The following is a 25932-nucleotide window of genomic DNA, read 5'->3' on the forward strand; positions in this document are numbered from 1 at the left end:
CGCACTCCCAGCCGGAGTCGACGCGCCCGAGTACGTGCTGTACGGCGGGAAAGGCGGCGTCGGCAAGACGACGATGGCGGCGGCCACGGGGCTCTCCTCGGCGGCCGGCGGCGTCCGCACGCTCGTCGTCTCGACGGACCCCGCCCACTCCCTGTCCGACACCTTCGAGGTCGAGATCCCCGCGGAGCCGGCGCGGATCCGCGAAGACATCCCCCTGTACGCGGCCGAGATCGACCCCGACGCCGCGATGGACGAGGGGATGTTCGGCGCGGAAGGCGACCCACTCGGCGGGATGGGCGGGATGGGAGACGCGATGGGCGGAATGGGCGGCGGCATGGAGGGAATGGCGGCGGACGCCGCCGAGGGAATGGACGACGCTCCCGGATCGCTCATCGGCGGGACGATGCCCGGGGCGGACGAGGCGGCGGCGATGCGACAGCTCTTAGAGTACCTCGACGACCCTCGGTTCGACCGGGTGATCGTCGACACCGCGCCTACCGGCCACACCCTCCGGCTGCTCCAGCTGCCAGAGATCATGGACTCCATGATCGGGCGCGTGTTGAAGCTCCGCCAGCGGTTCTCTGGAATGATGGACGGGCTGAAAGGAATGTTCGGCGGCGGCGACGACGCCGACCCCACCGCCGACCTGGAGGAGCTGCAGTCGCGGATCGAGCGGCTACGCGGCGTGTTACAGGACCCCGAACGGACCGACTTCCGCGTCGTGATGATCCCCGAGGAGATGAGCGTCGTCGAGTCCGAGCGGCTCGTCGCGCGGCTCGACGAGTTTTCTATCCCCGTGAACACGCTCGTGGTCAACCGCGTAATGGAGCGCGTGAGCGGCGTCGCCGACGTCGACCCCGAGTGGATCGTCGAACCGAACCCCGAGAGCTGTGAGTTCTGCGCCCGTCGATGGGAGGTCCAACAGGCCGCCTTGCGGCGCGCCACGGACCTGTTCCGCGGTCGGGAAGTAAAACGCGTCCCGCTGTTGGCGAACGAGGTGCGCGGCGAGGCCGCCCTCCGCGTCGTCGCCGCGTGTCTAGACTAGTCGGGGGGTCCTATCGCTCGTCGATCGGGACGAACTCGGCGGAATCGGGGCCGGTGTAGCGCGCTCGCGGGCGGATGAGGCGATTGTCCGCTTGGTACTCCGCGACGTGTGCGACCCAGCCGCCGACGCGACTCATCGCGAAGATCGGAGTGTACAGGTCCATCGGGATCCCCATGCTGTCGTAAACGGACCCGGAGTAGAAATCGACGTTGGGGGCGATCCCCTTCTCGACGAGCCCCTCCTCCGTGAGGTACTCCTCGATGGCGGTGGTGTACTGGAGCCACGTGTCGTCGCCGGAGGCCGCCGCGAGGTCCCGGAGCCGCTCTTGGAGGATACGCGCCCGGGGGTCTTTCACCTTGTAGACCCGGTGGCCGAATCCGGGGACCCGTCGCCCCGCCTCCCGGGCGTCTTTCACCCACTCGACCGGGTCCTTGTCGGACTCGTGGATCTCGTACAGCAGCTCCATCACGTCCTGGTTCGCGCCGCCGTGAAGCGATCCGGAGAGCGCCCCGATCCCGCCGGTGACGCCGGAGTAGACGTCCGCCATCGTCGAGCCGATCACCATCGCCGTGAACGTCGAGGCGTTGAGCCCGTGGTCGGCGTGGAGCGTCAGCGCCTCGTCGAACGTCTCCTCGCTCACCTCGTCGGGCTCGACGCCGGTGAGCATGTAGAGGAAATTACCGGCGTGTGATAGCTCGGGGTCGGGGTCGATCGGCGGTTGCCCCTGTCGGGCGCGCTCGAAGGCAGCCAGGACCGTCGGGATCTTCGCCGTGATCCGCGCGCCCTGTTCGAGCGTCCCCTCGCGACCCTCGACCTCCGCACCGTCGTCGTACGCCGACAGCATCGAGGTCGCGGTGCGGAGGGCGGCCATCGGGCGCTCGCCCGCGTCGGCGAGCGTCCGAACGGTCGCGAGCACGTCCTCGTCGACGTCGCGCTCGTCCGCCAGCGACGTGGCGAACGACTCGAGCTCCTCGCGCGTCGGCAGCGACCCGTACCAGAGGAGATACAGGACCTCCTCGTAGCTCGCGTCGCGTGCCAGCTCCTCGATGTCGTACCCGCGATACACGAGCGTTCCGACCTCCCCGTCGACGTGACTGAGCTCCGACTCCGCGACGAGGACCCCTTCCAACCCGCGTTTCAGCTCGTCTGACATACCACGACCTTCCTACCACCATCAAAAAAGCGTTATCTTTCAGGAGGAACTGGATTCGACGATCGTCGATCACGGACGTGTGAAACGACGGACGACGGGCCGATCAAACGACGGACGACGATCGGAGGAACGCCGTCGGGGTGGCGTGTGAACCGGCGTTACCGCGCCGGGACGACCGTAATAGTCCGCTTCCGATCGATCGCGTCCTCCAGCTCCTCGGCGATGGCGGAGCCGCGCGACACCTGCACCTCGCCGCCGCGTCCGACCGTCGCGGTGAAGAGGTACTCCCCGTTCGCACGCACTTCGACCGTCTCGCCGACGCCCTCGTCGACGGCGAGCACGACGTGCCGGGAGGTGATCTCGGGTTGTACGACGGAGCCGCGCTCCTCGCCGACCTGTCCGCTCCCGGTCGACCCGCCACCGCCTCGACCGCCCGAACCGTTTCCGCTCGGGCCGTCGCTCGGCTTCTCGTCGTGGGTACGGACGTCGATCTCGATGCCGAGCCGGTTCTCGATGTCGGCGATCCGGCCGCCGCCCTTCCCGATCACGGTCCCGATGTCGCCTTCGCCGACGTAGACGATCGCCCCGTCGTTCCCCGTGAGCTCGACGTCGACGTGGCCGTGTGCCACCGCGCGGATCTCGCGTTCGATCTCCTGTTTGGCGATCCGCCCGACGCCGGTCTCCGACTCTCCGCTCTCCTCGTCGTTCAGGGGGACGGTGACGACCTGTCGGTTGAACGTGTAGATCTCGTACTCCGGCGTACCGGTCTCGAAGTTCCGGACCTGGATGACGGGGCGCGCGAGGTCCTCCGCGGTGAGCCCCGCAGGGACTTTCACCTCCGTCGTCACGTCGTAGACGGTGTGGACCTCGCCGGCCTCGATGTAGACGACCGTGTCGACGATCTGCGGGATCATGCCGAGCTCGACACGGCCCACGAGCCGCTGTAGCGCGTCGATCGCGCGCGAGGCGTGGACGACGCCCACCATCCCGACGCCGGCCATCCGCATATCGGAGAACACCTCGAAATCCTTCGTCTTCCGGACCTCGTCGTAGATCGTGTAGTCGGGCCGGACCAAAAGCAAGGAGTCGGCGGTGTTCTCCATCTTCCCGCCCAGCGCGCCGTACTGGGTGATCTCCGGACCGACTTGGAGGTCCCGCGGCTTCTCCATCGTCTTCACCGCGTAGTCGTTGTCGTTCAGGAACTCCGCGACCGCCTGCGCGAACGTCGACTTGCCGGCCCCGGGCGACCCGGAAATGAGGACGCCGCGTTTCCGTTCGAGGAACCGCTCGCGCAGCTCGTCGGCGAACTCGTAGTCGTCGAGCGTCGTCTTCGCGATCGGGCGGACCGCCGTGATCTCGATGCCGTCGGCGAACGGCGGGCGCGCGACCGCGATCCGGTAGTTCCGGTACTGGACGATGTCCATGCCGTCGTCGGAGAGCTCGATGAATCCGTCGCTCGACTGCCGCGCCAGGTCCACGATCGAGTTCGCCAGCTCGGCCATCCGCTCCTCGCTGGTCGTTTCCTCCTCGATGACCTCGTAGCGCATCTCCCCGAGGCTGCCGCGTTTCGCCTTCGGTTTCGTCCCCGACTTGAGGTGGACCGACATCGTCTCGTCGGTGAAGTAGTCCGCGATCGGGAGCTCGTCGACGACGCCGCGGGCGACTGGCTCCACGTACTCCACGTCGATCCCCTTCGCGCGGGCGACCTCCGCCTGAACGATGTCGCTGGAGAGGAGCGTCGCCCCTTCCGCGTCGGCGACGTCGCGGATCAGCGCGTCGACGTCGCCCTCGTCGGCGTGCGAGCGGGCGTCTCCGGTCGGTCGTTCGCCGACGTACCGCAGGCCGATCCGGCCTTCGTCGGCGAACTCGGCGAGCCGCTGGAGCTCGCTCAACCCGTCCCATCCCGACTCGAGCCCGTCGTTGGCCTGCGACTCCAGCTCGCCCACGACGGCTTCCGGGACGACGACGGTCGCGCCCTCGTACGTCCCGTCCTCGACGCGTTCGGACACGCGGCCGTCGACGACCGCACTGGTGTCCGGTACTACGTTCATACCGGCGTTCCGGGCGGGAACCGTATAAGCGTGTTCGACCGGGGCGGTCCGGGCCGGCCGGGGCTCGGATACGACCCAGTCATCCGATCACTCCGCCGGTGACGCCGACACCGGGGAGCGACGCGGACAACGACAAGGGCTTTATTCGACCGCCGCCGATTCGTCCGGTATGTTCGGTTCCGGCGTGCCGGCGATCCTGAGCACCCTCCCCGACACGTTCACCTTCGCGTGGGTCGTCGCGATCCTCTTCGGGATCGCGTGGGTACTCGACGCCCGCGGGCTCGCGCTCGGCCGGTCCCTCGCGGCCGGCACGTGGGGACTGTTCGGCCTGTTCTGGCTGACGATGGTGCCGTACTTCGCGTTCGAACACCAGAGCTACGTCGAGTCGATCCTCGCGCTCGTCGGCGTCCCCGCCTGCGCGTACGTCGGCTACTTGCTGTACGACGGTCGCGCCTCCCTGTTCACGCTCACCCGCGCGGTCGCGATCATGCTGTTCATCTACCTCCCGTTCGAGACGATCCCGGCGTTCACGGTCGCGGGAATGGCGATCCCCGAGCCACGGCGGGTGCTCATCGAGATCGTCGCGACCCACACCGGCGCGATGATCGACCTGCTCGGGTACGCTCCGGAGCGGGTCACGAGCAGCGAGGGGTTCGACGCCGCCTTCCGCTGGACGCTCGCGAGCGGCGAGACGATCCGGATCAACGTCGTGTTGGCGTGTACCGGGCTCGGGAGCATGGCGATCTTCGGCGGGCTCGTGGCCGCCGTCGACGGCCCGCTGAACCGCAAGGTCCGGGCGCTCGCCGTTTCCATCCCGCTTATTTACGTCCTCAACATCCTGCGGACGACGTTCATCACGGTCGTCGCCGGCAACCAGTACATGCACTGGCAGCCGGACCTCGTGTTGTTGATGTTCGGCGCGACAAATCCGCTCCGGGTCTCGTTCTTGATATCCGATCGGATCATCAGCCAGCTGCTCGCCGTGGTCGCGCTGATCGGGATCACCTATCTCGTCGCCCGGCAGCTGCCCGAGCTGGTCGTCGTCTTGGAGGACGTGTTGTACGTGCTCACCGGCGAGGAACACGACCTCACGGAGTCGCTCGACCTGCCTCGGGAGCCGACGAATACCTAGTTATATATAGTCCTATATAGCAAGATATAGGCGTATTTCCCCGATACATCGAACCCATGCGAGTGACGAGACCGTGGGACGGGCGGGACGGGTCGTCGGCGCGGTCGCCGACCGGTTCGGCCGACGACGGTGGTGAGCCGCGGTGTTGAGCGCGATCGACCCGCTGGTGTACCTGGAGACGAACGTCGCTAAGCTGGTGTTGGCGACAGTGCTGGGGATGTTCCTCGGGTTAGAACGGGAGTGGTCCCAGAAATCCGCGGGGATCCGGACGTTCGCGCTGATAAGCCTGGTCGCCGCCGTGTTCGCCATCGCCGACGCGCCCGGCCTCCTCGTCGTCGGCGGGATCCTGATCGTCGCCACCGCGGTGTTGCTCGCCGTCCGGAGCTTCGTCGAGCCCGACGTCGACGGGCTCTCGCTCACCACCTCGGTTTCGATGCTCGTCACGTACGGCGTCGGGGTGCTCGTCGCGGTCGAGCTGTTCATCGAGGCGGTGACCGTCGCGGTCCTCTCGTCGCTCTTGTTGGTGCTCAAACGTGAGCTCCACCAGTTCGCGTGGGGGCTCTCGCGCGAGGAAGTGCGCAGCGCCGTCGAGTTCACGATCCTCGCGTTCGTCGTGTTCCCGCTTTTGCCCGCCGAGACGATCGACCCGTGGGACGCGATCCAGCCGCGGCTCATCTGGTCGCTGGTCGTCGCGATAAGCGCCATCGGCTTCGTGAACTACGTCCTCGTCCGGAAGTACCAGGGCCGCGGCTACGCGGTCACCGGGTTCTTCGGCGGGTTGGTCAACTCCACTGCGGTCGTCGCGGAGATGGCCAAGCGCGCGAAAGGGCAGACCGACCTGATCGGGATCGCCGTCGGCTCGATCCTGCTCGCCAACGCGGCGATGGCGCTGCGGAACGCCGCGCTCGTCGCCGTGTTCGTCCCCGAAGCCGCGTTCGTCGTCGGCGCGCCACTGGGCGCGATCACACTCACAGGCGTCGGGATCGCGGTCTGGCGCAGCGACTGGCGGACGACGATGGAGGCGGAGCTCACCTCGCCGTTCAGCCTCCGCAACGCGCTCACGTTCGGCGCGCTGTTCCTCGTCGTGTTGCTGATCTCCGTCGCGGCCGAGGCGGCGTTCGGCTCGACGGGGTTCCTCGTGACGGCGTTCCTCGCCGGGCTCGTCTCCTCGGGTACCGCGACGACGACCGCCGTCTCGCTCCTCGGAACCGGTCAAATAACGGTCGAGACGGCGGTGGCCGGCGTCGTCGCCGGGACCGCCGCGAGCATCCTCGTGAAGACCGCGTTCGCCGCGGGGATCAGTCGCGATCTGGTCCGGCCGGTGTTGGTGTGGAACGCCGTCCTCATCGCTGTCGGCCTCCTCGTCGGCGCGCCGCTGTTGTTGTTGTAGGTGTTCGTATCGCCGTGCCGCTGCCGTTGTGCTGTCGTCACTGTCGCTGCTGTCGTTGCTGTCGCTGCTATCCGCGTGGTCAGCGTGGTCTGCGATCCGCTGTGCTCACCGTCGACCGTGGCTACTCACGAGATGTGGGCGGCCACGTCCGTCGAGGAGATCATGCCGACGTAGTCGTCGTCGACGACCGGGAGGTGTTTGACGCCGTACATCGTCATCATGGCCGCGACCTCCTCCATCAGTAGGTCCGGCGTCACCGTCTCGACGTCCTCGGTCATTACATCCTGGACGAGCGTCTCGGTCGTGTCCTTCCCCTCGGCGACGGCACCGACGATGTCGCTTTGCGTGACGATACAGCCGCCGCCCGCGGTGACGACAAGCGCACTGATGTCGTCGTCGTGCATCCGACGCGCCGCCTCCCGGATCGGGACGTCCGCCGCGACCGTCTCCAGCGGCGTCGACATGACCTCGCTGACGCGGGTACGATCGTGTAAGTTCATACCACACCTGTGTCGAGGGCCCTGTTGGCTCTTCCGAATCGCGCAACCGACCCGTGCGGTCGCCCCCTACGGAGCATATATGCCGCTTCGAACCATGTACTGACACATGTCAGGAGTAGCTGCCGGCTTGGCCGATTTCGGGACGCGATCCCTCGTCACACACGCGCTCATGGTCCTGTCCCTCGTGGCGGGGATCGCGGTCGGCCTGACCGTCGACTCACAGGTCGGTCTCGTGTCGTTCGTCGCGCTGTTGAACTTCACCGCTGGGCTCTGGGTGTCCCAGTCGATCCACTCGCTCGGTGCTGCCGCCCGTGAGGACGACTACGACGGCGTTATCAACGAGCTGAGGAAGTATGTCGGGTGAACACGACCGCGGCGGGACGGACACGAACGGCGCGGGGACGGACACCGGCGGAAGCGAGGACCCCGAGGTCGCCGACGTCGGCGAGGGTGGTTTCGACACCGGGCGACTCGGCCGGCTGCTCGGGCTCATCGGGTTCGTTACTGCCGTGTCGCTGCTCACGTCGGCGCAGGTGCTTCCGAGCGATCTCTTCTCGATCGCGGTGGTGGCGATCGGGAGCGTCGCGCTCGTCACCGCGATCACCGGGTTCCTGATCGCCGGCGCGGCGACCTACGACGAGCAAACCCAGGGAAGAGAGAAGTAGCGCAGATCGACTTTCACCCCGCCGACTCCGTCCGATCCGCCGTCACTCCTCGCTGCGTCGGCGCTTTTCGGCCAGATGTCTCGTGAGATCGGTCGTCGAGAGCATGCCGACGACGACGCGTTCGTCGTCGGTCACGGGGACGTGGGTGTACTGGCCGTCCGCGAGCGTAGTGAGCGCCTCCACGGAGTCCGTTCGAGAGGCGGTCACGACGTCGGTCGTCATACACGTTCCGACCGGGGTTCGGTCTCCCGGGTCGTTTTCGCGGACGAGCGTGACGAAGTCGGTTCCGGTGAGGATCCCCTCGAGCCGGCCCGCTTCGTCGACGACGAGGACCGAGTTCACGTCCGTTTCCAACATCCGGGTCGCCGCCTCGGCGGCAGTGGCGTCGACGCTGACAGTGACGAGGTCGGTCGACATGAGTCGCCCTACGGGTACGTCCGTCATACCGGTGGTCGAGGGGCCCCTCCGTAATCAATCGTGAGGGTTCTTGGCACGATTTGCCCACCGGTACGCCTCGGCCGTCGTCGCTCACGCTCTACGATCCGCTCACTCCTCGAGGACCGTCTCCGGAGCGTCGGCGAGTCCCACGAGCGCCTCGGCCTCGACGTGGTGGAGGTCGCCGGGGATCACGAGCATGTGGAGAGGGTCGCCGAACGTCCGATCGGCGAGCGCGGAGAGGCGGTCGGCGGCGACAACCGGGTCGGGCGAACCTGCGCGGGCGATCACGACGCCGAGCTCGTCCGCCCAGCCGTCCGCGAGCAGATCGGCGGCGTACGCCGCAGTCATGTACTCCTCGTGGTCCGGGTCCGGGCCGGTCGGGCCGGTGCCGACCTTGATGTCGAGGTAGACGAGGGTGTGGAGGCCGCGCTCGCGGTTCGCCTCGATCGCCTCGATCACGCTTCCCGGCACGTCGTCGCCGCCGTGTGCGTACGGGAACGGGAGGGTGACGGCTTTTCCGAATCGGTAGTTCTGCAGGCCGGTGAGACTCGACGCCGCCGACTGGGCGGTGACGCCGTGGATCACCCGGGTGTCGATCCCGCGGTCTTCCGCCCGCATCCGGAGGTCCGTGTGCGTGGTCGAGATCATCGTGTCCCCGGCGGTACAGAACGCCACGTCGCCCGCTTCGGCCGCCGCGAGGATCGCATCGGGATCGCGTTCGACCCCCTCGCGGTCCCGCACCTCGACGTCGATCCCGTGTGCCGCCTCCAGATCGTCGACGTCGGCACCGACGAGCCGGCTGGTGTAGAACTCCGCGAAGACGCGGTCGGCCGCGCGTAACGCCTCGCGACCCTCGACCGTGACGGACTGCTCGTCGTAGAGGCCGAGACCGATGAACGTGAGCATACCTCCGTTCCGGGAAGGACCCCCTAAAAGGGCGCGGAACGGACGAGTCCGACGTGTCTCGTAGGTCTTTCATGATCATCCCTTGTGATTCCATAGCAAGCCATAAGAGGTGACCGACACAACCCTAAGCTACTGGGCCCTACCGGGCCAGGATCCATACTATGACTGACGACGAACTCATCTGGCGGATATCGGGGGGGTCCGGCGACGGGATCGCTTCCACCAGCCAGAACTTCGCGAAGGCCCTGATGCGATCCGGGCTGAACGTGTTCACACATCGACACTACCCGTCGCGGATCCGCGGTGGGCACACCTACACCGAGATCCGGGCGTCCTCGGATCCGGTCCGTTCCCGCGGCGACGGCTACAACTTCCTGTTGGCGCTCGGCGACTCGTTCGCCCGAAACCCGCAGGAGGGGGCCGTCTACGGGAACGAGGAGATCAAACCGCTCTCGGAGAACCTCGACGAGCTCCGTGAGGGGGGTGTCATCGTGTACGACGAAGGGCTCTTGGACACCGCCGAGATCCCGAACTTCGACGAGCGCGTCGAGGAGAACGATTGGCACGTCTACCCGCTCGACCTCCGCGGACTCGCTCGCGACATGGGTCGTGAGGTCATGCGGAACACCGCCGGCGTCGGCGCGACTTGCGCGCTGATCGGCATGGACCTCGACCACGTCGAGGACCTCATGCGCGACGCGATGCCGGAGAAGATCCTCGAGCCGAACCTCGAGATCCTCAACACCGCGTACGACCAGGTCACGGAGGAGTACGACGTGGACGCGCCGGACGTGTCGGTCCCGACCGGAGAGCACGACGAGACCCAGCTGCTCATGTCCGGATCCGACGCCATCGCCTACGGCGCTATCGACGAGGGCTGCCGGTTCATCGCTGGCTACCCCATGACACCGTGGACGGAGGTGTTCACCATCATGAGTCAGAACCTGCCCGAGCTGGGCGGGATCTCCGAGCAGGTCGAAGACGAGATCGCCGCGGCAGCGCTCGCCGTGGGCGCGTCACACGCCGGCGTCAAGGCGATGTCCGGCTCTTCCGGCGGCGGCTTCGCGCTGATGTCCGAGCCCCTCGGGCTCGCGGAGATGACGGAGACGCCGATCGTGCTCGTCGAGGCGATGCGTGCCGGGCCGTCGACTGGCCTTCCCACGAAGCCGGAGCAGTCGGACCTCGAGCACGTGCTGTACACCTCTCAGGGGGACTCCCAGCGTGTCGTTCTCGCGCCGGGTACCGTCGCGGAGGCGTACGAACAGTCGCGGCTCGCCTTCCGACTGGCGTACGAGTACCAGATCCCGACGATCCTCCTGTACGACCAGAAGCTCGGCGGCGAGCTGTTGAACGTCCCCAAGAGCCACTTCGACCGCGATCCGAACCCGGGTCTCGGGAAGACGCTCACCGAGGACGCGCTGGCGGAGGAGCCGCACTCGGCCGACGGGAAGTTCCATCGGTTCCAACACGACGTGGCGGACGGCGTCTCGCCGCGATCGATCCCCGGCCAGAAGGGCGGCCGCTACCTGGCGACGGGTAACGAGCACGACCCCACCGGTCACATCTGTGAGGACCCGGACAACCGGGTCGCACAGATCGACCGGCGGACCGAGAAGCTCGAAGCGATCCGGGCCGACCTCGACACGGAATCCACGCAGACGTACTTCGGTCCCGACGAGGCCGACTACGGGATCCTCACGTTTGGCAGCCAGCAGGGAACCGTTCAGGAGGCGGTCGGTCGGCTCAACGACGCCGGTCACGCCGTGAAGGGGCTCGGTGTCTCCGATATGCTCCCGTTCCCAACCGACGAGGTCGAGGCGTTCATCGAGAGCGTCGACGAGGTGCTCGTCGTCGAGATGACCGCGTCGGGACAGTTCCGCGGGCTCGTCCAGAAGAACCTCGGTCGCTACGGCGACCGACTGTCGAGCCTGCTGAAGTACAACGGTAACCCGTTCGAGCCCGCCGAGGTCGTCGACGGGTTCGAGGCCGCGATCATCGAGGGCGACGGCGACGCGTCCGGCCACCAGACCACCTTCGTCCCAGCAGCAGGTGATTAACCAATGAGTACGTTTTCAGCCATCGGCGAGGAACGAGAGATCGACCGCGACGAGTACACCCCCGGCGTCGAGCCACAGCCGACCTGGTGTCCGGGCTGTGGTGACTTCAGCGTGCTCAAGGCGCTCAAACAGGCGCTCCCGGAGGTCGGACGAACTCCCGAGGAGACGCTCCTGTGTACCGGGATCGGCTGTTCGGGCAAGCTGAACAGCTATCTCGACACGTACGGGTTCCACACGATCCACGGGCGCTCGCTGCCCGTGGCCCGTGCCGCGAAGTTGGCGAACCCCGAGCTCGAAGTCATCGCTGCCGGCGGCGACGGCGACGGCTACGGGATCGGTGGGAACCACTTCCTCCACACGGCCCGGGAGAACCACGACATGACGTACATCGTCTTCAACAACGAGATCTTCGGGCTCACGAAGGGACAGACGTCTCCGACGAGCCCGAAGGGACACAAGTCGAAGACGCAGCCCCACGGAAGCGCCAAGGAGCCGCTCAAGCCGCTCTCGCTCGCGCTCAACGCCGGCGCGTCGTACGTCGCCCGCACGGCCGCCGTGAACCCGAACCAGGCGAAAGAGATCCTGATCGAAGCGATCGAACACGACGGGTTCGCGCACGTCGACTTCCTGACGCAGTGTCCCACCTGGAACAAGGACGCGCGCCAGTACGTCCCGTACATCGACGTACAGGACTCCGAGGACTACGACTTCGACGTGAGCGACAAGGTCGAGGCCGCGGAGATGATGCGCGAGACGGAGGAGGCGCTCCACGAGGGGAAGGTCCTCACCGGGCGCTACTACGTCGAGGAAGGCCGTCCGTCGTACGGCCAGGAGAAGCGCGCGATCGGCGAGATGCCCGAGGAGCCGCTGGCCGAGCGGTACTGGGACGACGACTACGAGTGGGAGCGTTCCCACGACCGGTTCGTCGACAAACACCAGTAGCCACACGGCCCTAGACCGACGGAATCCGGTGCGGGAGCGTCGGTCCGCCCCGGTTTATTCCGTCTCGCCGGTCGTTTTCGGGTTCGCAAGGTATTTTTTCGGTGGTGACAAAGGTATTCATATGAGTACGGTATCGACGGAAGAGCGTATCCTCTCCGTGTTGGAGGAGGACGCACAGGCCTCCTGTGGAGAGATCGCTGAACGCGCCGAGGTTTCGAAACCCACGGTTCGTAAGTACATCGACAAGCTGGAAGAGGAGGGTGTCATCGTCGGCTACTCGGCGGACGTCGACCCCAAGAAGCTCGCCACGCAGTCCATCGCGATGGTCGGGATGGACGTCGACTCGGGGAAGTACGTCTCGGCGACCCGCGAGCTAAAGCAGCTCGACGAGGTGGAGGCGCTGTACACGTCCTCCGGCGACCACATGTTGATGGCGGAGGTGCGCGCGGCCGACGGCGACGAGCTCGGCGACGTGATCAACGACGAGCTGCTCGCCGTCGACGGTGTCACCGCCGCACACCCCTCGTTTCTCCAGGAACGACTGAAGTGACCGTTCCGGTCGGACGCTCGTGGGCACCGACGCCGGTCCGGGATCCCGTCACCCGGTCCGAGGCCCGCGTTTAGAGCGCATCGACGTCGATAACGACGATCGCCTCGGTGCCTTCGGGTCCCCGTCGAACCTCCCGTTTCGAGAACCCGTGACTCCGGTAGAACTCCCGGACGCTGGGCTCATCGGCAGGGACGGCGGTTCGGAGCGTCCGAATGTCGCGTTCGGCTAGCGACGAACCGACCCGCGAGAGCAGCTCTTCGGTGACCCCCTCGCCCGCGTGTTCCGGGTGGACCCACAGTGCGAGCAGCTCGGCCTCGGCTCCGTCCGGGTCGGGGTGCGCGAGCGCGACCCCGACCGGTCCGTCCTCGTCCTCCATCAGGAACCGACAGTCGGCACCGGCGGCCGCCTCGCGCACGCCGGCCGCCGAGACATCGAACAGGGGTCCGGCGATGTCGTCGAACACGGTCGCCTCGCGGGCTCGCGACACCGCGGTTCTAAGGGGTTCCGCGTCGGCAGGGCTGGCCGGTCGGACACGCATGTGTATTCGGAGTCTAGACGCGAGTTCGGGTATACGTTTCGGGGGCGGCGAAGGATGCGATCCACCGGCTCCCCGCGGGGAGAACGGCTGCTCCTAGTCGGGAGGTCGGAGGTCCCTCGCCGGAGGGGTCCGTCGCTACGCGACCGGTTCGATCCCGATGGTGACGAGGACGTCTTCGACGTCCCACTCCTCGATCCGACCGCCCGCCTCGTCGGCGTCGGCGGGGTCGTCGAGCCAGGCGTCCGCACGAACTTCGCCGGCGATCAGGTCCGCGTGCTCCTCGACGAAGCCGGCGACGCGTTCGTCGTCGACGGCGACCCCGACCCGGATCCGCGCTTCCACGTCGAGGTCGAGCTCCTTTCGCATCTCCTGGATCCGCCGGATCACGTCGCGGGCGTACCCCTCGGACTCGATATCGGGCGTCAGGGAGGTGTCGACGTACACGGTTCCACCGTCGAACTCGGCCCCCGAGACGTGCTCGGGCGGCTCGGCGACGTACTCGACCATCTCGTCGCCGAGGTCGACCGTCTCCCCGCCGACGTCGAGTCCGGACTCTACCTCGTCGCGGGTCGCGCCCTTCACGGCGGCCATCACTTCCTGTGCCTCGCCGCCGAACGCCGGTCCGATCGCCGACATCCGCGGTTCGGCGGTCTCGACGAGCTCGTCGAACGCGTCGGTGACGGCCAGCGCGCGGGCGTTCACGCGATCGAGGATCAGCGGTTCGAGGTTCCGGACTGCCTCGGCGACTCCCTCGTCGTCGGTCTCGACGACGACGCGCTGGACCGGCCAGCGGAGCTTCCGGCCCGCCTGCTGGCGGGCGTTCGCGGCCGCCTCCTCGACGTCACGGAGGACGGCCACGTCGCGTTCGAGGTCCGGATCGTGGAGCGCGTCAGTCGGCTGGGGGTACGACAGCTCGTGGACGGTCGTCGCCGACCCATCGAGCGTCTGGTACATCCGTTCGGTCATGTAGGGGGCGATCGGCGCGAGCATCCGGACGACCTCGTCGAGGACGGTCGCGAGCGTCGCGTACGCCCCGCGTTTCGACGCCGAGTCCGCCTCCTCCCACATCCGGTCGCGGACCGCCTTCACGTAGAACCGGGAGACGTCCTGGGTGACGAACTCGATCAGCGCGTTGACCGCGTCGCTGACGCGATAGTCGTCCCAAGCGTCGGCGACTTCGCGCTCGACCGACTGGAGTCGAGAGAGCACCCACTCGTCGACAACGGCGAGCTCGCCGTCCGAGAGGTCGGCACCGGCCGGGTCGTAGTCGTCGAGCGCCATGTACTCCAGCGGGAACCGGAACACGTTCCAGAGGATGTTCAGCTTCCCCTGGATCTCGCCGAGCCCGTCCCACTCGAACGCCAGGTCCACACCTTGCTGGTCGTGACTGAGCAGGTAAGTGCGGAGCGGGTCGCGGCCGGCGCGTTCGATCGCCTCCTCGGGGGTGACGATGTTGCCGACCGACTTCGACATCTTTCGACCGTCGCTGTCGTTGGCGAACCCGTGCATCAACACCTCCCGGTAGGGGATCTCGCCGACGGCGGCGGTTCCCATTCCGAGCTGTGACCAGAACCAGCCACGGGTCTGGTCGTGCGCCTCCACGATCAGGTCGGCGGGCCACAGCGCCTCGTGGGCCTCGGTCTCGCTCGGGTAATCGAGCGTCCCCCACGTCGCGACGGCGGAGTCGAGCCACACGTCGAACACGTCCTCGACCCGTCGGTAGGTCGTCCCTCTGTCCGTGATCGTCAGGTCGTCGACCGAGGGCCGGTGAAGGTCGATCGTCTCCGGGTCGATCCCCTGATCGACCCGCTCTGCCAGCTCCTCTCGGGAGCCGATCACGATCATGTCGTCGTCGAGGTCGTCGCCGTCCGCGTCCTCGGGCACCCAGATCGGGATCGGGATCCCCCAGTAGCGCTGGCGGGAGACGTTCCAGTCCGGGGCGTCCTGGATAAAATCGCGGAAGCGGTTGTCGCGGGCCCATCCCGGGTGCCACTCCGACTCCTCCATGTTGTCGAGGAGGTCGTCTTTCACGTCCGTGATCGAGATGAACCACTGGTCGGTCACGAGCTGGACGATCCCCGTGTCACAGCGCCAGCAGTGGCCGTAGCTGTGGTTCACCGTCCCGTGTGCGAGCATGTGACCGTCGGCGACGAGGTCCTCGACGATGTCGTCGTTGGCGTCGCGGACGAACTGCCCGGCGTACTCACCCGCGGCCTCGGTGAACTCGCCGTTCGGCCCGACCGGACAGTAGATCTCGAGACCCAGCTCGCTCCCGCGGTGGAAGTCCTCTTCACCGTGGCCGGGCGCGGAGTGGACGAGCCCCGTGCGGTCGGCCTCGACGTAGTCGGCGGCGTACACCCGTCCCGCCCCCTCGAAGTCCGGGTACTCGTCGACGTGATCGGCGAGGGGGTGGTCGTACGTCCACTCGAGCATGTCGCCGCCCGAAAGCTCGGCTTCGATCTCGTACGCCTCGTAGCGGCCCTCCTGAAGGACGTCCTCAACGCACTCCGCGGCGACGTAGAGGAGCTCCTCCTCGCCGTCCTTCTCCGCGCGGACGGCGTTGTACGTGAGTTCCTCGTCGACGGCGACGAAGGTGTTCGCGGGGATCGTCCACGGCGTCGTCGTCCAGATCACGAGGCTCCCCTCGCGGTCGGCGAGCGGGAACTTTACGTAGATCGAGGGGTCGTCGACGTGCTCGTACTCGACCTCGTTGTTGGCGAGGCCGGTCTCACACCGGGGACACTGCGAGATCGAGCGTTTCCCTTGCTCGACGAGCCCGTTGTCGGCGACGTTCGAGAACGCCCACCACGCGGCCTCCATGTACTCCGGCGAGATCGTCTCGTAGGGGTCTTCCCAGTCCATCCACACGCCGATCGACTGGAAGTCCTCGTCCATCGCCGCGCGGTTGCGCAGGGCGAACTCCTTACATTTGTCGATGAACGGCTCCATGCCGTACGCTTCGATGTCGCGTTTGTTCTCGAAGCCGAGCTCCTCCTCGACTTTCACCTCGATGGGGAGCCCGTGCATGTCGTAACCCGGGCGGTCGGTGACCCGGTGGCCGGTCATCCGCTTGTATCGAATGATCGCGTCCTTCAGGGTCTTGTTCCAGGCGGTCCCGAGGTGCATCTGCCCGGAGGTGTACGGCGGCCCGTCGACGAAAAAGAAGGGCGGGTCGTCGGCGTGCGCCTCCGTGGCCGACTCGTAGGCGTCGTGTTCGTCCCAGTACGTCTCGACCCCGGACTCGACGTCCGCGGGGGTGTACTGGTCGTCGATGTCGTCCATACGGATCGGTCTGGGCGCGGATATTTGAATACGACGGAGTCGCGTGCCGCTGTGACACAGGTTGGCGGGGGAATCGATAGATCACGGAGCCGCTCGAACGTGTACACGTGGTCGTGACCCGCGTATCGCGGTGAAACCCCCCGGCTGGGGCGATCGCCTACACGAGAGTAGTCCGTATCCTCACTCCATGCGATCACGCTCGGGACTCCCGACCGGTCTACAGCGTCCGTACGATCGGCCAGAACTGTTCGTTCTTCGGGATGAGGCAACTAAATACCTATACTTATGAAATAATCTCTCGATATTTTGATTGTACCAGTTATAACAACGTGCCCTTCACCGAGAGGTCCATCCGTGATATGACACATCGTGACAACAAACCGACGAACAGATCGCGTCGGGATGCACTCCGAGCCGGTGCTATCGGTTCCGTGAGTTTTCTCGGGCTCTCTACCATCGGATGGACGACAGCCCAGGAAGGCCCGACCACGATCACGGAGTGTCGGGAGATCGACGAGCCCGGCGAGTACGTCCTCGGCGACGACCTGTCCGCCGAGGGCGACTGTTTGGAGATCACCACCTCCGACGTGACGCTCGACGGCAACGGGCACACGATCGAGGGCGACGGAACCGGAACCGGGCTGGATATCGAATGGTCCGGGAGTACGGTTCGGAACCTCACGGTACGGAACTTCGGGCTCGGTATCAGGGTTAACTTAACCAGTAACGTGACGCTTGCTTCAACGACGGTCCGACAGAACGGCTCCGGCGTCGTTGTCATCAGTGCCTCCTCGGACGTTCTCATGCGAGACTGCGACATCCGGCAGAACGACGGGCGGGGTGTCAGTATCTCCGACTACTCCAGGGACGTTCTCATGCGAGACTGCGACATCCGGCAGAACGGATCCCGTCCGGTCCGGGCGGGTAGTAGCGCGATCTTCGGCCTGGAGGACTGCCGCGTCATCGACAACGGCGGTCCGGTCACCTTCGTGCCGCGACCGGAATCGACGATCGAGGGGACGCTCGTCAGCGGGAGCGAGGGGGCCGGACTGGAGACCAACTACGGCGACCGCGGGATCTACGACGAGCCGATGCCGATACGCGACTGCGTGATCGAGGACTGTGACGGTGCCGGCATCGAACAGCCCAACGGCTCCCTCGACGTCCGTGAGTGTACGCTGTCGGGGAATCGCATCGGCTATTGGGTACCCGGGGGCTTGGACCCCTACGAAACGATCCTTCGATACAGCAACATCGAGGACAACGAGGAGTACGGGGTCTTACACACCCGTGCGGACGAGGTCACGACCACCGTCGAGGCGACGTGTAACTGGTGGGGTCACGAGTCCGGCCCCGTCCACGAGAACGAGCTCACCGCGAGCCAGCAGGGCCAGCGAGTCAGCGACGACGTGGCGTTCCTCCCCTGGTCGGTCGAGCGGATCGAGGACGGCGAAGGCAGGTGCGAGGGCGGCCTCGGCGAGGAGCCCGACGCTCCGCCGAAGGCCGGGACTGGATATATCGCGAAGAAGTCCTACCGGCGGATCATGGGCTTAGGACCGTATGACGACGTCGACTGCTGGGACGAGGCACTCTACGCCACCGCTCCCTCGGAGGTCGAGAACGCCGGGTTCGCCGGTCCCGGCGAGATAACGCTCCCGTCGGAAGACGAGGACGACGAGGTCGCCGGGGGTCGGTCGCTGCCAGGACACGTCATTCGCGCGGAGCCGGACGCGGTTCCGGTCACGTTGCCGACGTGGGGTGGCGATCGGGGCCGGTGTGAATCGCTGCTGTTCGTCGATCCGGAACAGGAACTCCGCGCCGACGTCGAGTACCGGATCGTCACCGAGGACCCTGGCTCCGGCTACGAGGAGGTCGACACTGGTGGGTTCGCGGGAACGATCGACGAGATCGTGCGGGTCGACTTCGAACCGACGGATCCGAACGAGGGCGACGAGACGTGACCGGCTGATCAGGAGACGGGATCCGCTGGGAGCACTGAGAGCGAGAACCGGTGTCCGGGGGTCACTCGTCGAAGTTCGGGAGGTCGTCCGGCGCTTCGTACTCCGCTTCCCAGTCGATGTACTCGTCTTTCAACACCTCACAGGCGATCTGACCGAGCTCCGTGAGTCCGGCGTTGATCCCCGAGACGGTCCCCCACGAGTCCAAATCCGGATGGAGATCGCGCTGTTTCCAGTCTTCAGGAAGCCCGGGCGCGTGATAGCCGACGCGGTCGGCGAAATCGTCCCAGAAGAAGTCGAAGCGCGAGACGAGCTCGAGGTCCTCGACGATCGTCCACTCCTCGGCGTCGAGGTCGCTGTTTCTGGCCCACTGGGAGAACGCCTCCTCCCACGCGCCCTCGCGGAGGAACGCCGACAGCTCGTCGCGCCGGTAGTCGCCGCCACTGACCTCGGCGTCGTCGTACTCGTTCGGATCGACCGCCGCGAGCTCGGGCGGGTCGGGGGTCTCGACGTCGAGTGACATACCAGTCGATCCGCGCCCGCCGGGTAAAACGGTGCGGGCTCAGTAGGTCGGCGATCGACTCGCGTCTCTCGCCGACGACTCGCTTCTCGACGACGGCTCGTCACTCTGCGGCGACGCGTCTCTCGACGGCGATCCGCGCCTTTTACCGCGTTCCCGCGTGATCTCCCGGTATGAACGTCCGTGATCGCTCGCGGCAGGCGGGAGTCGCTATCAGCGTTCTCAGCGTGTTGATCCTCCTCGCCCCGTACGCGGTCGTCTCCGGGTTCGGGACGCAGATCGCCGGGTACTACGCCGCCGGCCCGGTCGGCGCGTGGGGGATCGCCCTGTTCGCACTGGTGACCGCCGTGGTGTTCGCCTCCGTCGAGCGGGGGAACGTCGATCCGGGGACCCTCACGGGAGTCCTCGTCGTGCTCGCGGTCGCGACGCCGCTACTCGCGGTGTTGTGGTATTTCTCTATCGAACCGACGACGATGTTCGCGGAGTACGGCTGGCTGGAGTACCACGCCCCCGCGGTGATCGCGACGACGCTCCCGCTCCCGGCGCTCGCCGGGATGTACGCCCGCGACCTGCTCGGCTGAACCGGTCGTCGGTCGTCGGTCGTCGCCACCGCCACCATACAGCCACCGCCACCGTACAGCCACCGCCACCGCCGGCGACGAGCACGTGTCGTGTCCGGCGAACGAAAGGCCCTTATGGGGTACCCGTGTAGTGTAAACTGGACTAGGTCGGGCGGTTAGGCCCCGCTCGCAACCCGTGAGGTAGTCTTTAGCGGGGACCGAACACCGGGCGCGTCCGGTCAGACCGGCACGGGCCCCGAGAGCCAACGTGGAAGCCTCGTCCGCCGGGGACAGCGGTCCACGGCGCCCGCTCGCAGGAGCGGTCCGTCGTGGTTCGTCGGCGACAACGGGTCAGGCGCGGAAGCGAGCAGCCCACCGCCGGACGTCCGTCGCTCGTCGGGTCGCGGGGTGGAGGAGGCAACCGGGATACCCCGTTCCGGAACGCCGGGCCAACTCGGCCGTCCGTCCATTCATACGCAGTTTATAAGCGACCGGCCCCGTCTGAGCACGGAGTGTTCGTTGAACGATGTCGGGCGTGGGTATCGCAGTATGGACGATCGGTTGTTTATCAGGGAAGAAGTGGTGTTGCTGGCGGATATTTATAAGGGGTTGCTGTCGTGATGAACACGTCCAAAGCCCCAGCCGCTCGGTTATAACTCGTTGCTGGCGCGGTAAAACCTTCAAAGCCCCAGCCGCGACGGCTCGAGCGCCTCGTTGTGCGCCTCGCTCAGTCGCTATCGCTCCCTCGCTGCGGTGCTTACTGCGGCGGGCTTCGCCCTCGCGGCTGCCCCTTTGAGTCTCACCCCGCACGGCGACCACACCTCACACCTCCCCAACCTCGCCCCGTCGTCGCCGGCGCTACGCGCCGGCTGCCAGAGGGACCGAAGGTCCCTCGCGGTTCGCGCCTTATAAAGGCGCGAACCGGGGCGCGCCACCGCCTTGCTTATGTACAAGCAATCGTCGCATCACTCTCGGGCAGTTATATACTATCTCGCCATAGCCGTTTTGCCATACCCACTCCCGATGTCACCCAACAAGCACGTGTGGTGAACGGATCGGTGGCCGTTTGATCGCGAAGACGGGCCACTGCGCCCCGGAGCCGCAACGACTTATAAGAGGCCGGCCGTTCCCGACGATATGACCACGGTCGCGGATCTGATCGAGCGGCTCGAATCGGAGGCGGCGGCGGACGCCGACCCGGCGACGACCCCCGACGTCGGGATCATCATGGGCTCGGACTCGGATCTCCCGACGATGGAAGGCGCGTACGACGCGCTCCGCGAGCTCGGCTTCGCGGAACAGACCGATTTCGCCGACCCGCCGGACGCCCGGTTCACCTTCGAGAGCTACGTCGTCTCTGCCCACCGGACTCCGGAGCTCATGTACGCCTACGGCGAGACCGCCGCGGCCCGCGGGTTGGACGTCATCATCGCGGGCGCGGGCGGCAAATCCGCGGACCTCCCGAACATGACCGCGTCTATCGCCTACCCGATCCCGGTGATCGGGGTACCGGTCCAGGAGAAGTCCGTCGACTCCGTCATCGGGATGCCGACGGGTGCTCCCATCGTCGCCGTCGACGCCGGCAAGTCGTTCAACGCCGGGCTCTCGGCCGCGCAGGTGCTCGCGCGCGAACACGATACTATCGCGGAGCGGTTGGTGTCGTACCACGAAGCCCTCAAAGGCGGTGTTGCCGACGTCTCCGCGGCGCTCCACGACCTCGGGATCGACGGGTTCCGCGAGCGGGACGACGAGTAGGCGCTGCTCGTTTCTTCCCCTCCCGTCCGAATATGCCGAGCACGGGCGTTTCAGCCGGCGTGTCTCCGGTGCGGTGAAGACTCAACGCTTATGAGGGGGCGGTTCAAACCCCAGCACGTTACGGAGACCTATATGAGCGATTGGATAGCGATCGGCGCCTTGGCGGCCGTCGGCCTGCTCATCCCGATAGGGATGATGACCGTGTCGGCGTTACTCCGTCCGAGCGTGCCTGAGACCGGCAAAAGTACCACCTACGAGTCCGGCGAGACCCCGACGGGCACGACGCGGATCCGGTTCAACATTCAGTACTACATGGTCGCGCTGTTGTTCGTCGTGTTCGACATCGAGACCGTGCTGTTGTTCCCGTGGGTCGCGATCTACCGACCCGCCCTCGAGGGCGGCGTTCCGATGTTCGAGCTGCTGTGGCCGATGCTCGCGTTCGTCGGAATCCTCGCGATCGGACTCGTCTGGGCGTGGCGGACGGGCGCGGTCAAATGGACCCGCAGCCCCCGCGCAACGCAACGAAAGACGGAGCGTGATCTGAACACATGAGCAGCGATCAACCCTTCATCACCGACGAATCGCGAGTCGTAACCGAAACCCGAGACGCCCGGATGACCGGGCAAGGAGACCGGTTCAACTCCCGGCTCCGGGAGGCGTTCGGCTCCTCGCCGTTCATCCTCACCAAGTTCGACAAGTTCCTGAACTGGTGTCGCGGCTCCTCGATGTTCATGCTCCAGTTCGGTATCGCCTGCTGTAGCATCGAGATGATGCACACCTACGCGGTGAAACACGACCTCGACCGGTTCGGCAGCGGGGTCCCCCGCGCCTCGCCGCGACAGGCCGACGTGATGATCGTCCCCGGGACGATCGTCTCGAAGTTCGCGCCGCGGATGAAGCGCGTCTACGACCAGATGCCCGAGCCGAAGTTCGTCGTCGGCATGGGCTCGTGTACCATCTCCGGCGGCCCGTTCCAGGAGGGGTACAACGTGATCAAGGGGGCGGAGGAGGTCATTCCGATCGACATCCACGTCCCCGGCTGCCCGCCCCGTCCCGAAGCGCTCGTGTACGGGGTCGTCAAGCTCCAGGAGCGCGTCGCCAACGGCGAGGCCGCGCCCGTGACCGTCAAACCCTACGAGCTGGAGCAGTTCTCCGACCTCGAAAAGGACGAGCTCGTCGAGACGCTCGCCGACCGGATCGATGAGGACGAACTGGTCATGCGGTACAACTTCGCCGATTCTCCATGAGCCTCGAAGCACCAGACACACCCGACACGGACGCGGTCGTCGAACACGACCCCGACGAGCTGGCAGCGTTGCTCGGCGACCTCGTCGTCGGTCGCGACGACCACCTGAACGCGCCCGCCTTCGTCATCCGGCCGGACACGGTTCAGGAGACGCTCTCGATCCTGAAAGAGCAGGCCGGCTACGACCACTTATCGGTCGTCTCTGCACAGGAGTACGAGAACCGATACGAGTCGATCTACCACCTGAAGAAGTACGACGACCCGACCCAGGAGGTCAGCATCGTCGTCCCCGCGGACAAGGACGACCCGGTCTCGGAATCCGCCGAACCGGTCTTCCGCACCGCGGACTGGCACGAGCGGGAGGCGTACGATCTCATCGGAATCGAGTACGACGGCCACCCCGATCTCCGGCGGATCCTCCTGCCCGAGACGTGGCAGGGGCACCCGCTGTCGATGGACTACGACCAGAACCAACCGCAGATCGCTTCGCTGCCGGATCACGTCAACCCGATCCAGCAGCACCACAAGGACGACGAGTCGGACACGATGTTCCTCAACATCGGTCCGCACCACCCGGCGACACACGGCGTACTCCACCTCAAAACCGTCCTCGACGGCGAGCAGGTGGTCGACGTCGAGTCCGACATCGGCTACCTCCATCGCTGTGAGGAGCAGATGGCCCAGAAGGGAACGTACCGCCACCAGATCATGCCGTACCCCGACCGCTGGGACTACATCTCGGCGGGGCTGCTCAACGAGTGGGCGTACGCGCGCACGGCTGAGGACCTCGCGGACATCGACGTGCCGGAGTACGCACAGGTCATCCGCACCATGGGCGCAGAGATGTGTCGGATCGCCGCACACATGCTCGCGCTGGCGACGTTCGCGCTCGACGTGAACGGCGACTTCACGGCGACGTTCATGTACGCGATCAACGACCGGGAGCGCGTCCAGGACCTCCTCGAGGACCTGACGGGCCAGCGGCTGATGTTCAACTACTTCCGGCTCGGCGGCGTCGTGTGGGACCTCCCGGAGCCACGCGAGGAGTTCTTCTCGAAGACGCGGGACTTCCTCGATCAGCTGCCCGGCTCGATAGAGGAGTACCACAACCTCATCACCTCGAACGAGATCTTCCAGATGCGGACGATCGACACGGGGATCCTCCCGCCCGAAGTCGCGAAGAACTACGGCGCGACCGGGCCGGTCGCCCGCGGCTCCGGCGTCGACTACGACCTTCGGCGTGACGACCCGTACGGCTACTACGACGAGCTCGACTGGGACGTGATCACCGAGGACGGCTGTGACAACTACAGCCGGCTGCTCGTCCGGATGCAGGAGGTCGAGGAGTCCGCGAAGATCATCGAGCAGTGCGTCGACCTGCTGGAGGACTGGCCGGAAGACGAACGGAACATCCAGGCCAACGTCCCCCGGACGCTGAAACCGGACGACGACGCCGAGATCTACCGCGCCGTCGAGGGCGCGAAAGGCGAGCTCGGCATCTACATCCGGGCGGACGGGACGGACACGCCGGCCCGGTTCAAGATCCGCTCGCCATGCTTCTCGAACCTCCAGACGCTCCCGGAGATGGCGAACGGGGAGTACATCCCCGACGTGATCGCCGCGCTGGGGAGCCTCGACATCGTGCTCGGGGAGGTGGACCGCTGATGGGGGTCGCGCCCGCACAGCTGTTCCCCGAGTTCATCGCGGAGACGCTCGGGTTACCCGGCGTGGCCGGCCAAGTCGTCGGCGCACTCATCGCCGCGGCGGTCGTCGGCAATATCGTGCTCGCGTTCACCGGGGTCGCCGGTCCATGGGCCAAACGGAAGATCACCGCGGCGTTCACCGACCGGATCGCGGTCGACCGGATCGGACCGTTCGGGCTCCTGATCATCCCGGCGGCGGCGGTCCAGCTGCTCGCGAAGGAGCTCATCATCCCCGAGGGTGTCGACCGCCCGACGTGGGACATCGCGCCGATACTGCTGCCGGCGTCGGCGCTGCTCGGGTTCGCCGTGATCCCGATGGGACATCTCGGCCCGGTGAACCTCCAGCTCGCCGACCCCGAAGTCGGGTTGGCGCTGGTGTTCGCGTTCGCTTCCATCGCCTCGGTTTCGCTGGTGATGGCCGGATACGCGTCGAACAACAAGTACTCGATGCTCGGCGGGCTACGCGCCGTCGCACAGAACCTCGCGTACGAGATCCCGCTTATCGTCACGGCGATGTCGGTCGTGATCTTCGCGGGGACACTCCAGATGAGCGGCATCGTCGAGGCTCAACAGGACGTGCTGTTCACGATCGCCGGGTTCGACATCCCGACGTGGTACGCGCTCGTGAACCCGTTCGCCTTCGTGCTGTTCCTCACGGCGAACATGGCCGAGATCGGCCGGAACCCGTTCGACATACCCGAAGCGCCGACGGAGATCGTCGGCGGGTACCAGACGGAGTACTCCTCGGCGTACTTCGTGTTGTTCTACCTCGGGGAGTTCGTCCACATCTTCCTCGGCGGGGCGATCCTCGCCGTGACGTTCCTCGGCGGGGCGTCCGGCCCCGGACCGGAGAGCATCGGCTTCCTCTGGTTCGTGGTGAAGATCTGGGGCTTCTTCCTGTTCACACAGTGGGCCCGCGCGGCGTTCCCGCGTGTCCGGATCGACCAGCTGATCGAGATCGGGTGGAAAGGCATGCTGGTGTTGTCGTTCGCGAACCTGGTTCTCACGGCCGTTATCGTGGGGGTGATCGTATGATCGGATTAATGAAATCAATGGCGACGACCATGAAGCACGCGCTCGACGGGAAGACGTTCACGGTGGAGTACCCCGAGGACGCGCCCGACGTGAGCCCGCGCTTCCGTGGCGTCCACAAGTTCAGTCAGGAGCGGTGTATCTGGTGTCGACAGTGCGAGAACGTCTGTCCGAACGACACGATCCAGATCGTACAGGACGACAAACGAAACGGGGAGCAGTACAACCTCCACATCGGGCAATGCATCTACTGCCGGCTGTGTGAGGAGGTGTGTCCCGTCGACGCGATCCTGTTGACACAGAACTTCGAGTTCACCGCGGACACGAAGGACGACTTCGTCTACAACAAAGAACAGCTCAAGAACGTCCCGTGGTACAAGGGTATCGACCCGCTCGAATCCCGAAACCCCGATCGTGGCGCGTGGATCGGGGAGGGTGACGGCGAGGTCGACTACCAGTAGCGGGCGCGTCTCGAAATCTTCAAAGGGATTCTCATAGGAGACAGATAC

22 protein-coding genes, 1 other RNA gene and 1 pseudogene are annotated in these 25932 nt (G+C 66.2%); 16 read left to right on the forward strand and 8 right to left on the reverse strand.

Annotated features, from left to right (window positions below; translation table 11 throughout):
- Positions 1 to 1045, forward strand: a 1045-nt coding sequence (locus ACFQEU_RS00595; protein WP_379778205.1) for an ArsA family ATPase, incomplete at its 5' end; no start/stop codon positions are given.
- Positions 1046 to 1055: 10 nt separating this feature from the next.
- Here ACFQEU_RS00595 and citZ read toward each other — a convergent pair.
- Together citZ and ACFQEU_RS00605 are read right to left on the reverse strand one after the other, a co-directional pair.
- Positions 1056 to 2198 (reverse strand): citrate synthase, encoded by a 1143-nt coding sequence (citZ, locus tag ACFQEU_RS00600; protein ID WP_379778207.1) that lies wholly within the window; start codon positions 2196 to 2198, stop codon positions 1056 to 1058.
- A 158-nt stretch (positions 2199 to 2356) separates the two neighbouring features.
- On the reverse strand, positions 2357 to 4249 hold the full coding sequence (locus tag ACFQEU_RS00605) for a PINc/VapC family ATPase (protein WP_379778209.1): 1893 nt from the start codon (positions 4247 to 4249) through the stop codon (positions 2357 to 2359).
- 169 nt (positions 4250 to 4418) lie between these two features.
- Here ACFQEU_RS00605 and artA point away from each other — a divergent pair, with 169 nt between their 5' ends.
- Both artA and ACFQEU_RS00615 read left to right on the forward strand, forming a co-directional pair.
- Positions 4419 to 5381: an archaeosortase A gene (gene artA, locus ACFQEU_RS00610; RefSeq protein WP_379778211.1), complete on the forward strand. Its 963-nt coding sequence runs from the start codon at positions 4419 to 4421 to the stop codon at positions 5379 to 5381.
- A gap of 142 nt (positions 5382 to 5523) precedes the next feature.
- Positions 5524 to 6771 carry an MgtC/SapB family protein gene (locus tag ACFQEU_RS00615; RefSeq protein WP_379778213.1) on the forward strand — a complete coding sequence of 416 codons (1248 nt, stop codon included), beginning with the start codon at positions 5524 to 5526 and terminating at the stop codon, positions 6769 to 6771.
- Positions 6772 to 6896: 125 nt separating this feature from the next.
- Here the strand turns inward: ACFQEU_RS00615 and ACFQEU_RS00620 are convergent, their stop codons facing one another.
- Entirely contained in the window at positions 6897 to 7271 is a 375-nt protein-coding gene (locus tag ACFQEU_RS00620; protein ID WP_379778215.1) for a CBS domain-containing protein, read from the reverse strand.
- A gap of 106 nt (positions 7272 to 7377) precedes the next feature.
- Here ACFQEU_RS00620 and ACFQEU_RS00625 point away from each other — a divergent pair.
- Positions 7378 to 7936, forward strand: a pseudogene (locus tag ACFQEU_RS00625) (hypothetical protein).
- Between the two features lie 42 nt (positions 7937 to 7978).
- Here the strand turns inward: ACFQEU_RS00625 and ACFQEU_RS00630 are convergent.
- Positions 7979 to 8380 (reverse strand): CBS domain-containing protein, encoded by a 402-nt coding sequence (locus ACFQEU_RS00630; protein WP_379778217.1) that lies wholly within the window; start codon positions 8378 to 8380, stop codon positions 7979 to 7981.
- A gap of 102 nt (positions 8381 to 8482) precedes the next feature.
- On the reverse strand, positions 8483 to 9280 hold the full coding sequence (dph5, locus tag ACFQEU_RS00635) for a diphthine synthase (protein ID WP_379778219.1): 798 nt from the start codon (positions 9278 to 9280) through the stop codon (positions 8483 to 8485).
- A gap of 161 nt (positions 9281 to 9441) precedes the next feature.
- On the opposite strand from dph5, the gene ACFQEU_RS00640 reads away from it, so the two are divergent.
- From ACFQEU_RS00640 to lrpA1, 3 genes are all read left to right on the forward strand, one after another.
- Positions 9442 to 11337: a 2-oxoacid:acceptor oxidoreductase subunit alpha gene (locus ACFQEU_RS00640; RefSeq protein WP_379778221.1), complete on the forward strand. Its 1896-nt coding sequence runs from the start codon at positions 9442 to 9444 to the stop codon at positions 11335 to 11337.
- A 3-nt stretch (positions 11338 to 11340) separates the two neighbouring features.
- Positions 11341 to 12279, forward strand: coding sequence for a thiamine pyrophosphate-dependent enzyme (locus tag ACFQEU_RS00645; protein WP_379778223.1), 939 nt, complete (start codon positions 11341 to 11343; stop codon positions 12277 to 12279).
- A 121-nt stretch (positions 12280 to 12400) separates the two neighbouring features.
- Positions 12401 to 12829 (forward strand): HTH-type transcriptional regulator LrpA1, encoded by a 429-nt coding sequence (gene lrpA1 / locus ACFQEU_RS00650; RefSeq protein ID WP_379778225.1) that lies wholly within the window; start codon positions 12401 to 12403, stop codon positions 12827 to 12829.
- Between the two features lie 70 nt (positions 12830 to 12899).
- Here lrpA1 and ACFQEU_RS00655 read toward each other — a convergent pair whose 3' ends face one another.
- The gene (locus tag ACFQEU_RS00655) at positions 12900 to 13367 is read right to left on the reverse strand and encodes a GNAT family N-acetyltransferase (RefSeq protein WP_379778227.1); all 468 of its coding nucleotides are present in this window, start codon (positions 13365 to 13367) and stop codon (positions 12900 to 12902) included.
- Positions 13368 to 13502: 135 nt separating this feature from the next.
- The gene (gene ileS, locus ACFQEU_RS00660; RefSeq protein WP_379778229.1) at positions 13503 to 16649 is read right to left on the reverse strand and encodes an isoleucine--tRNA ligase; all 3147 of its coding nucleotides are present in this window, start codon (positions 16647 to 16649) and stop codon (positions 13503 to 13505) included.
- A 431-nt stretch (positions 16650 to 17080) separates the two neighbouring features.
- On the opposite strand from ileS, the gene ACFQEU_RS00665 reads away from it, so the two are divergent.
- Complete coding sequence (locus tag ACFQEU_RS00665) at positions 17081 to 18610, forward strand: right-handed parallel beta-helix repeat-containing protein (protein WP_379778231.1); 1530 nt, start codon at positions 17081 to 17083, stop codon at positions 18608 to 18610.
- 61 nt (positions 18611 to 18671) lie between these two features.
- Here ACFQEU_RS00665 and ACFQEU_RS00670 read toward each other — a convergent pair whose 3' ends face one another.
- Entirely contained in the window at positions 18672 to 19130 is a 459-nt protein-coding gene (locus ACFQEU_RS00670; RefSeq protein WP_379778233.1) for a hypothetical protein, read from the reverse strand.
- Between the two features lie 170 nt (positions 19131 to 19300).
- On the opposite strand from ACFQEU_RS00670, the gene ACFQEU_RS00675 reads away from it, so the two are divergent.
- The 8 genes from ACFQEU_RS00675 to ACFQEU_RS00710 all read left to right on the forward strand — a co-directional run bounded on the left by ACFQEU_RS00675 (position 19301) and on the right by ACFQEU_RS00710 (position 25884).
- Positions 19301 to 19708, forward strand: coding sequence for a DUF7548 family protein (locus ACFQEU_RS00675; RefSeq protein WP_379778235.1), 408 nt, complete (start codon positions 19301 to 19303; stop codon positions 19706 to 19708).
- A 135-nt stretch (positions 19709 to 19843) separates the two neighbouring features.
- Positions 19844 to 20159: signal recognition particle sRNA (gene ffs / locus ACFQEU_RS00680), an RNA gene on the forward strand.
- A 665-nt stretch (positions 20160 to 20824) separates the two neighbouring features.
- Positions 20825 to 21442: a 5-(carboxyamino)imidazole ribonucleotide mutase gene (gene purE / locus ACFQEU_RS00685; protein ID WP_379778237.1), complete on the forward strand. Its 618-nt coding sequence runs from the start codon at positions 20825 to 20827 to the stop codon at positions 21440 to 21442.
- Between the two features lie 132 nt (positions 21443 to 21574).
- A complete protein-coding gene (locus ACFQEU_RS00690; protein WP_379778239.1) occupies positions 21575 to 21994 on the forward strand; it encodes an NADH-quinone oxidoreductase subunit A in 420 nt (139 codons plus the stop codon).
- On the forward strand, positions 21991 to 22689 hold the full coding sequence (locus ACFQEU_RS00695) for an NADH-quinone oxidoreductase subunit B (protein ID WP_379778241.1): 699 nt from the start codon (positions 21991 to 21993) through the stop codon (positions 22687 to 22689). Before ACFQEU_RS00690 ends, ACFQEU_RS00695 begins: the two co-directional genes overlap by 4 nt.
- A complete protein-coding gene (locus ACFQEU_RS00700; RefSeq protein ID WP_379778243.1) occupies positions 22686 to 24353 on the forward strand; it encodes an NADH-quinone oxidoreductase subunit D in 1668 nt (555 codons plus the stop codon). Before ACFQEU_RS00695 ends, ACFQEU_RS00700 begins: the two co-directional genes overlap by 4 nt.
- Positions 24353 to 25426, forward strand: coding sequence for a complex I subunit 1/NuoH family protein (locus ACFQEU_RS00705; RefSeq protein WP_379778245.1), 1074 nt, complete (start codon positions 24353 to 24355; stop codon positions 25424 to 25426). The genes ACFQEU_RS00700 and ACFQEU_RS00705 overlap by 1 nt, the downstream gene beginning before the upstream one ends.
- Positions 25423 to 25884 (forward strand): NuoI/complex I 23 kDa subunit family protein, encoded by a 462-nt coding sequence (locus tag ACFQEU_RS00710; protein ID WP_379778247.1) that lies wholly within the window; start codon positions 25423 to 25425, stop codon positions 25882 to 25884. The genes ACFQEU_RS00705 and ACFQEU_RS00710 overlap by 4 nt, the downstream gene beginning before the upstream one ends.
- Positions 25885 to 25932 lie beyond the last annotated feature (48 nt).

Origin of the sequence: Halorubrum tibetense (assembly GCF_042661865.1) — an archaeon.
In the GTDB taxonomy this organism is placed as follows: domain Archaea; phylum Halobacteriota; class Halobacteria; order Halobacteriales; family Haloferacaceae; genus Halorubrum; species Halorubrum tibetense.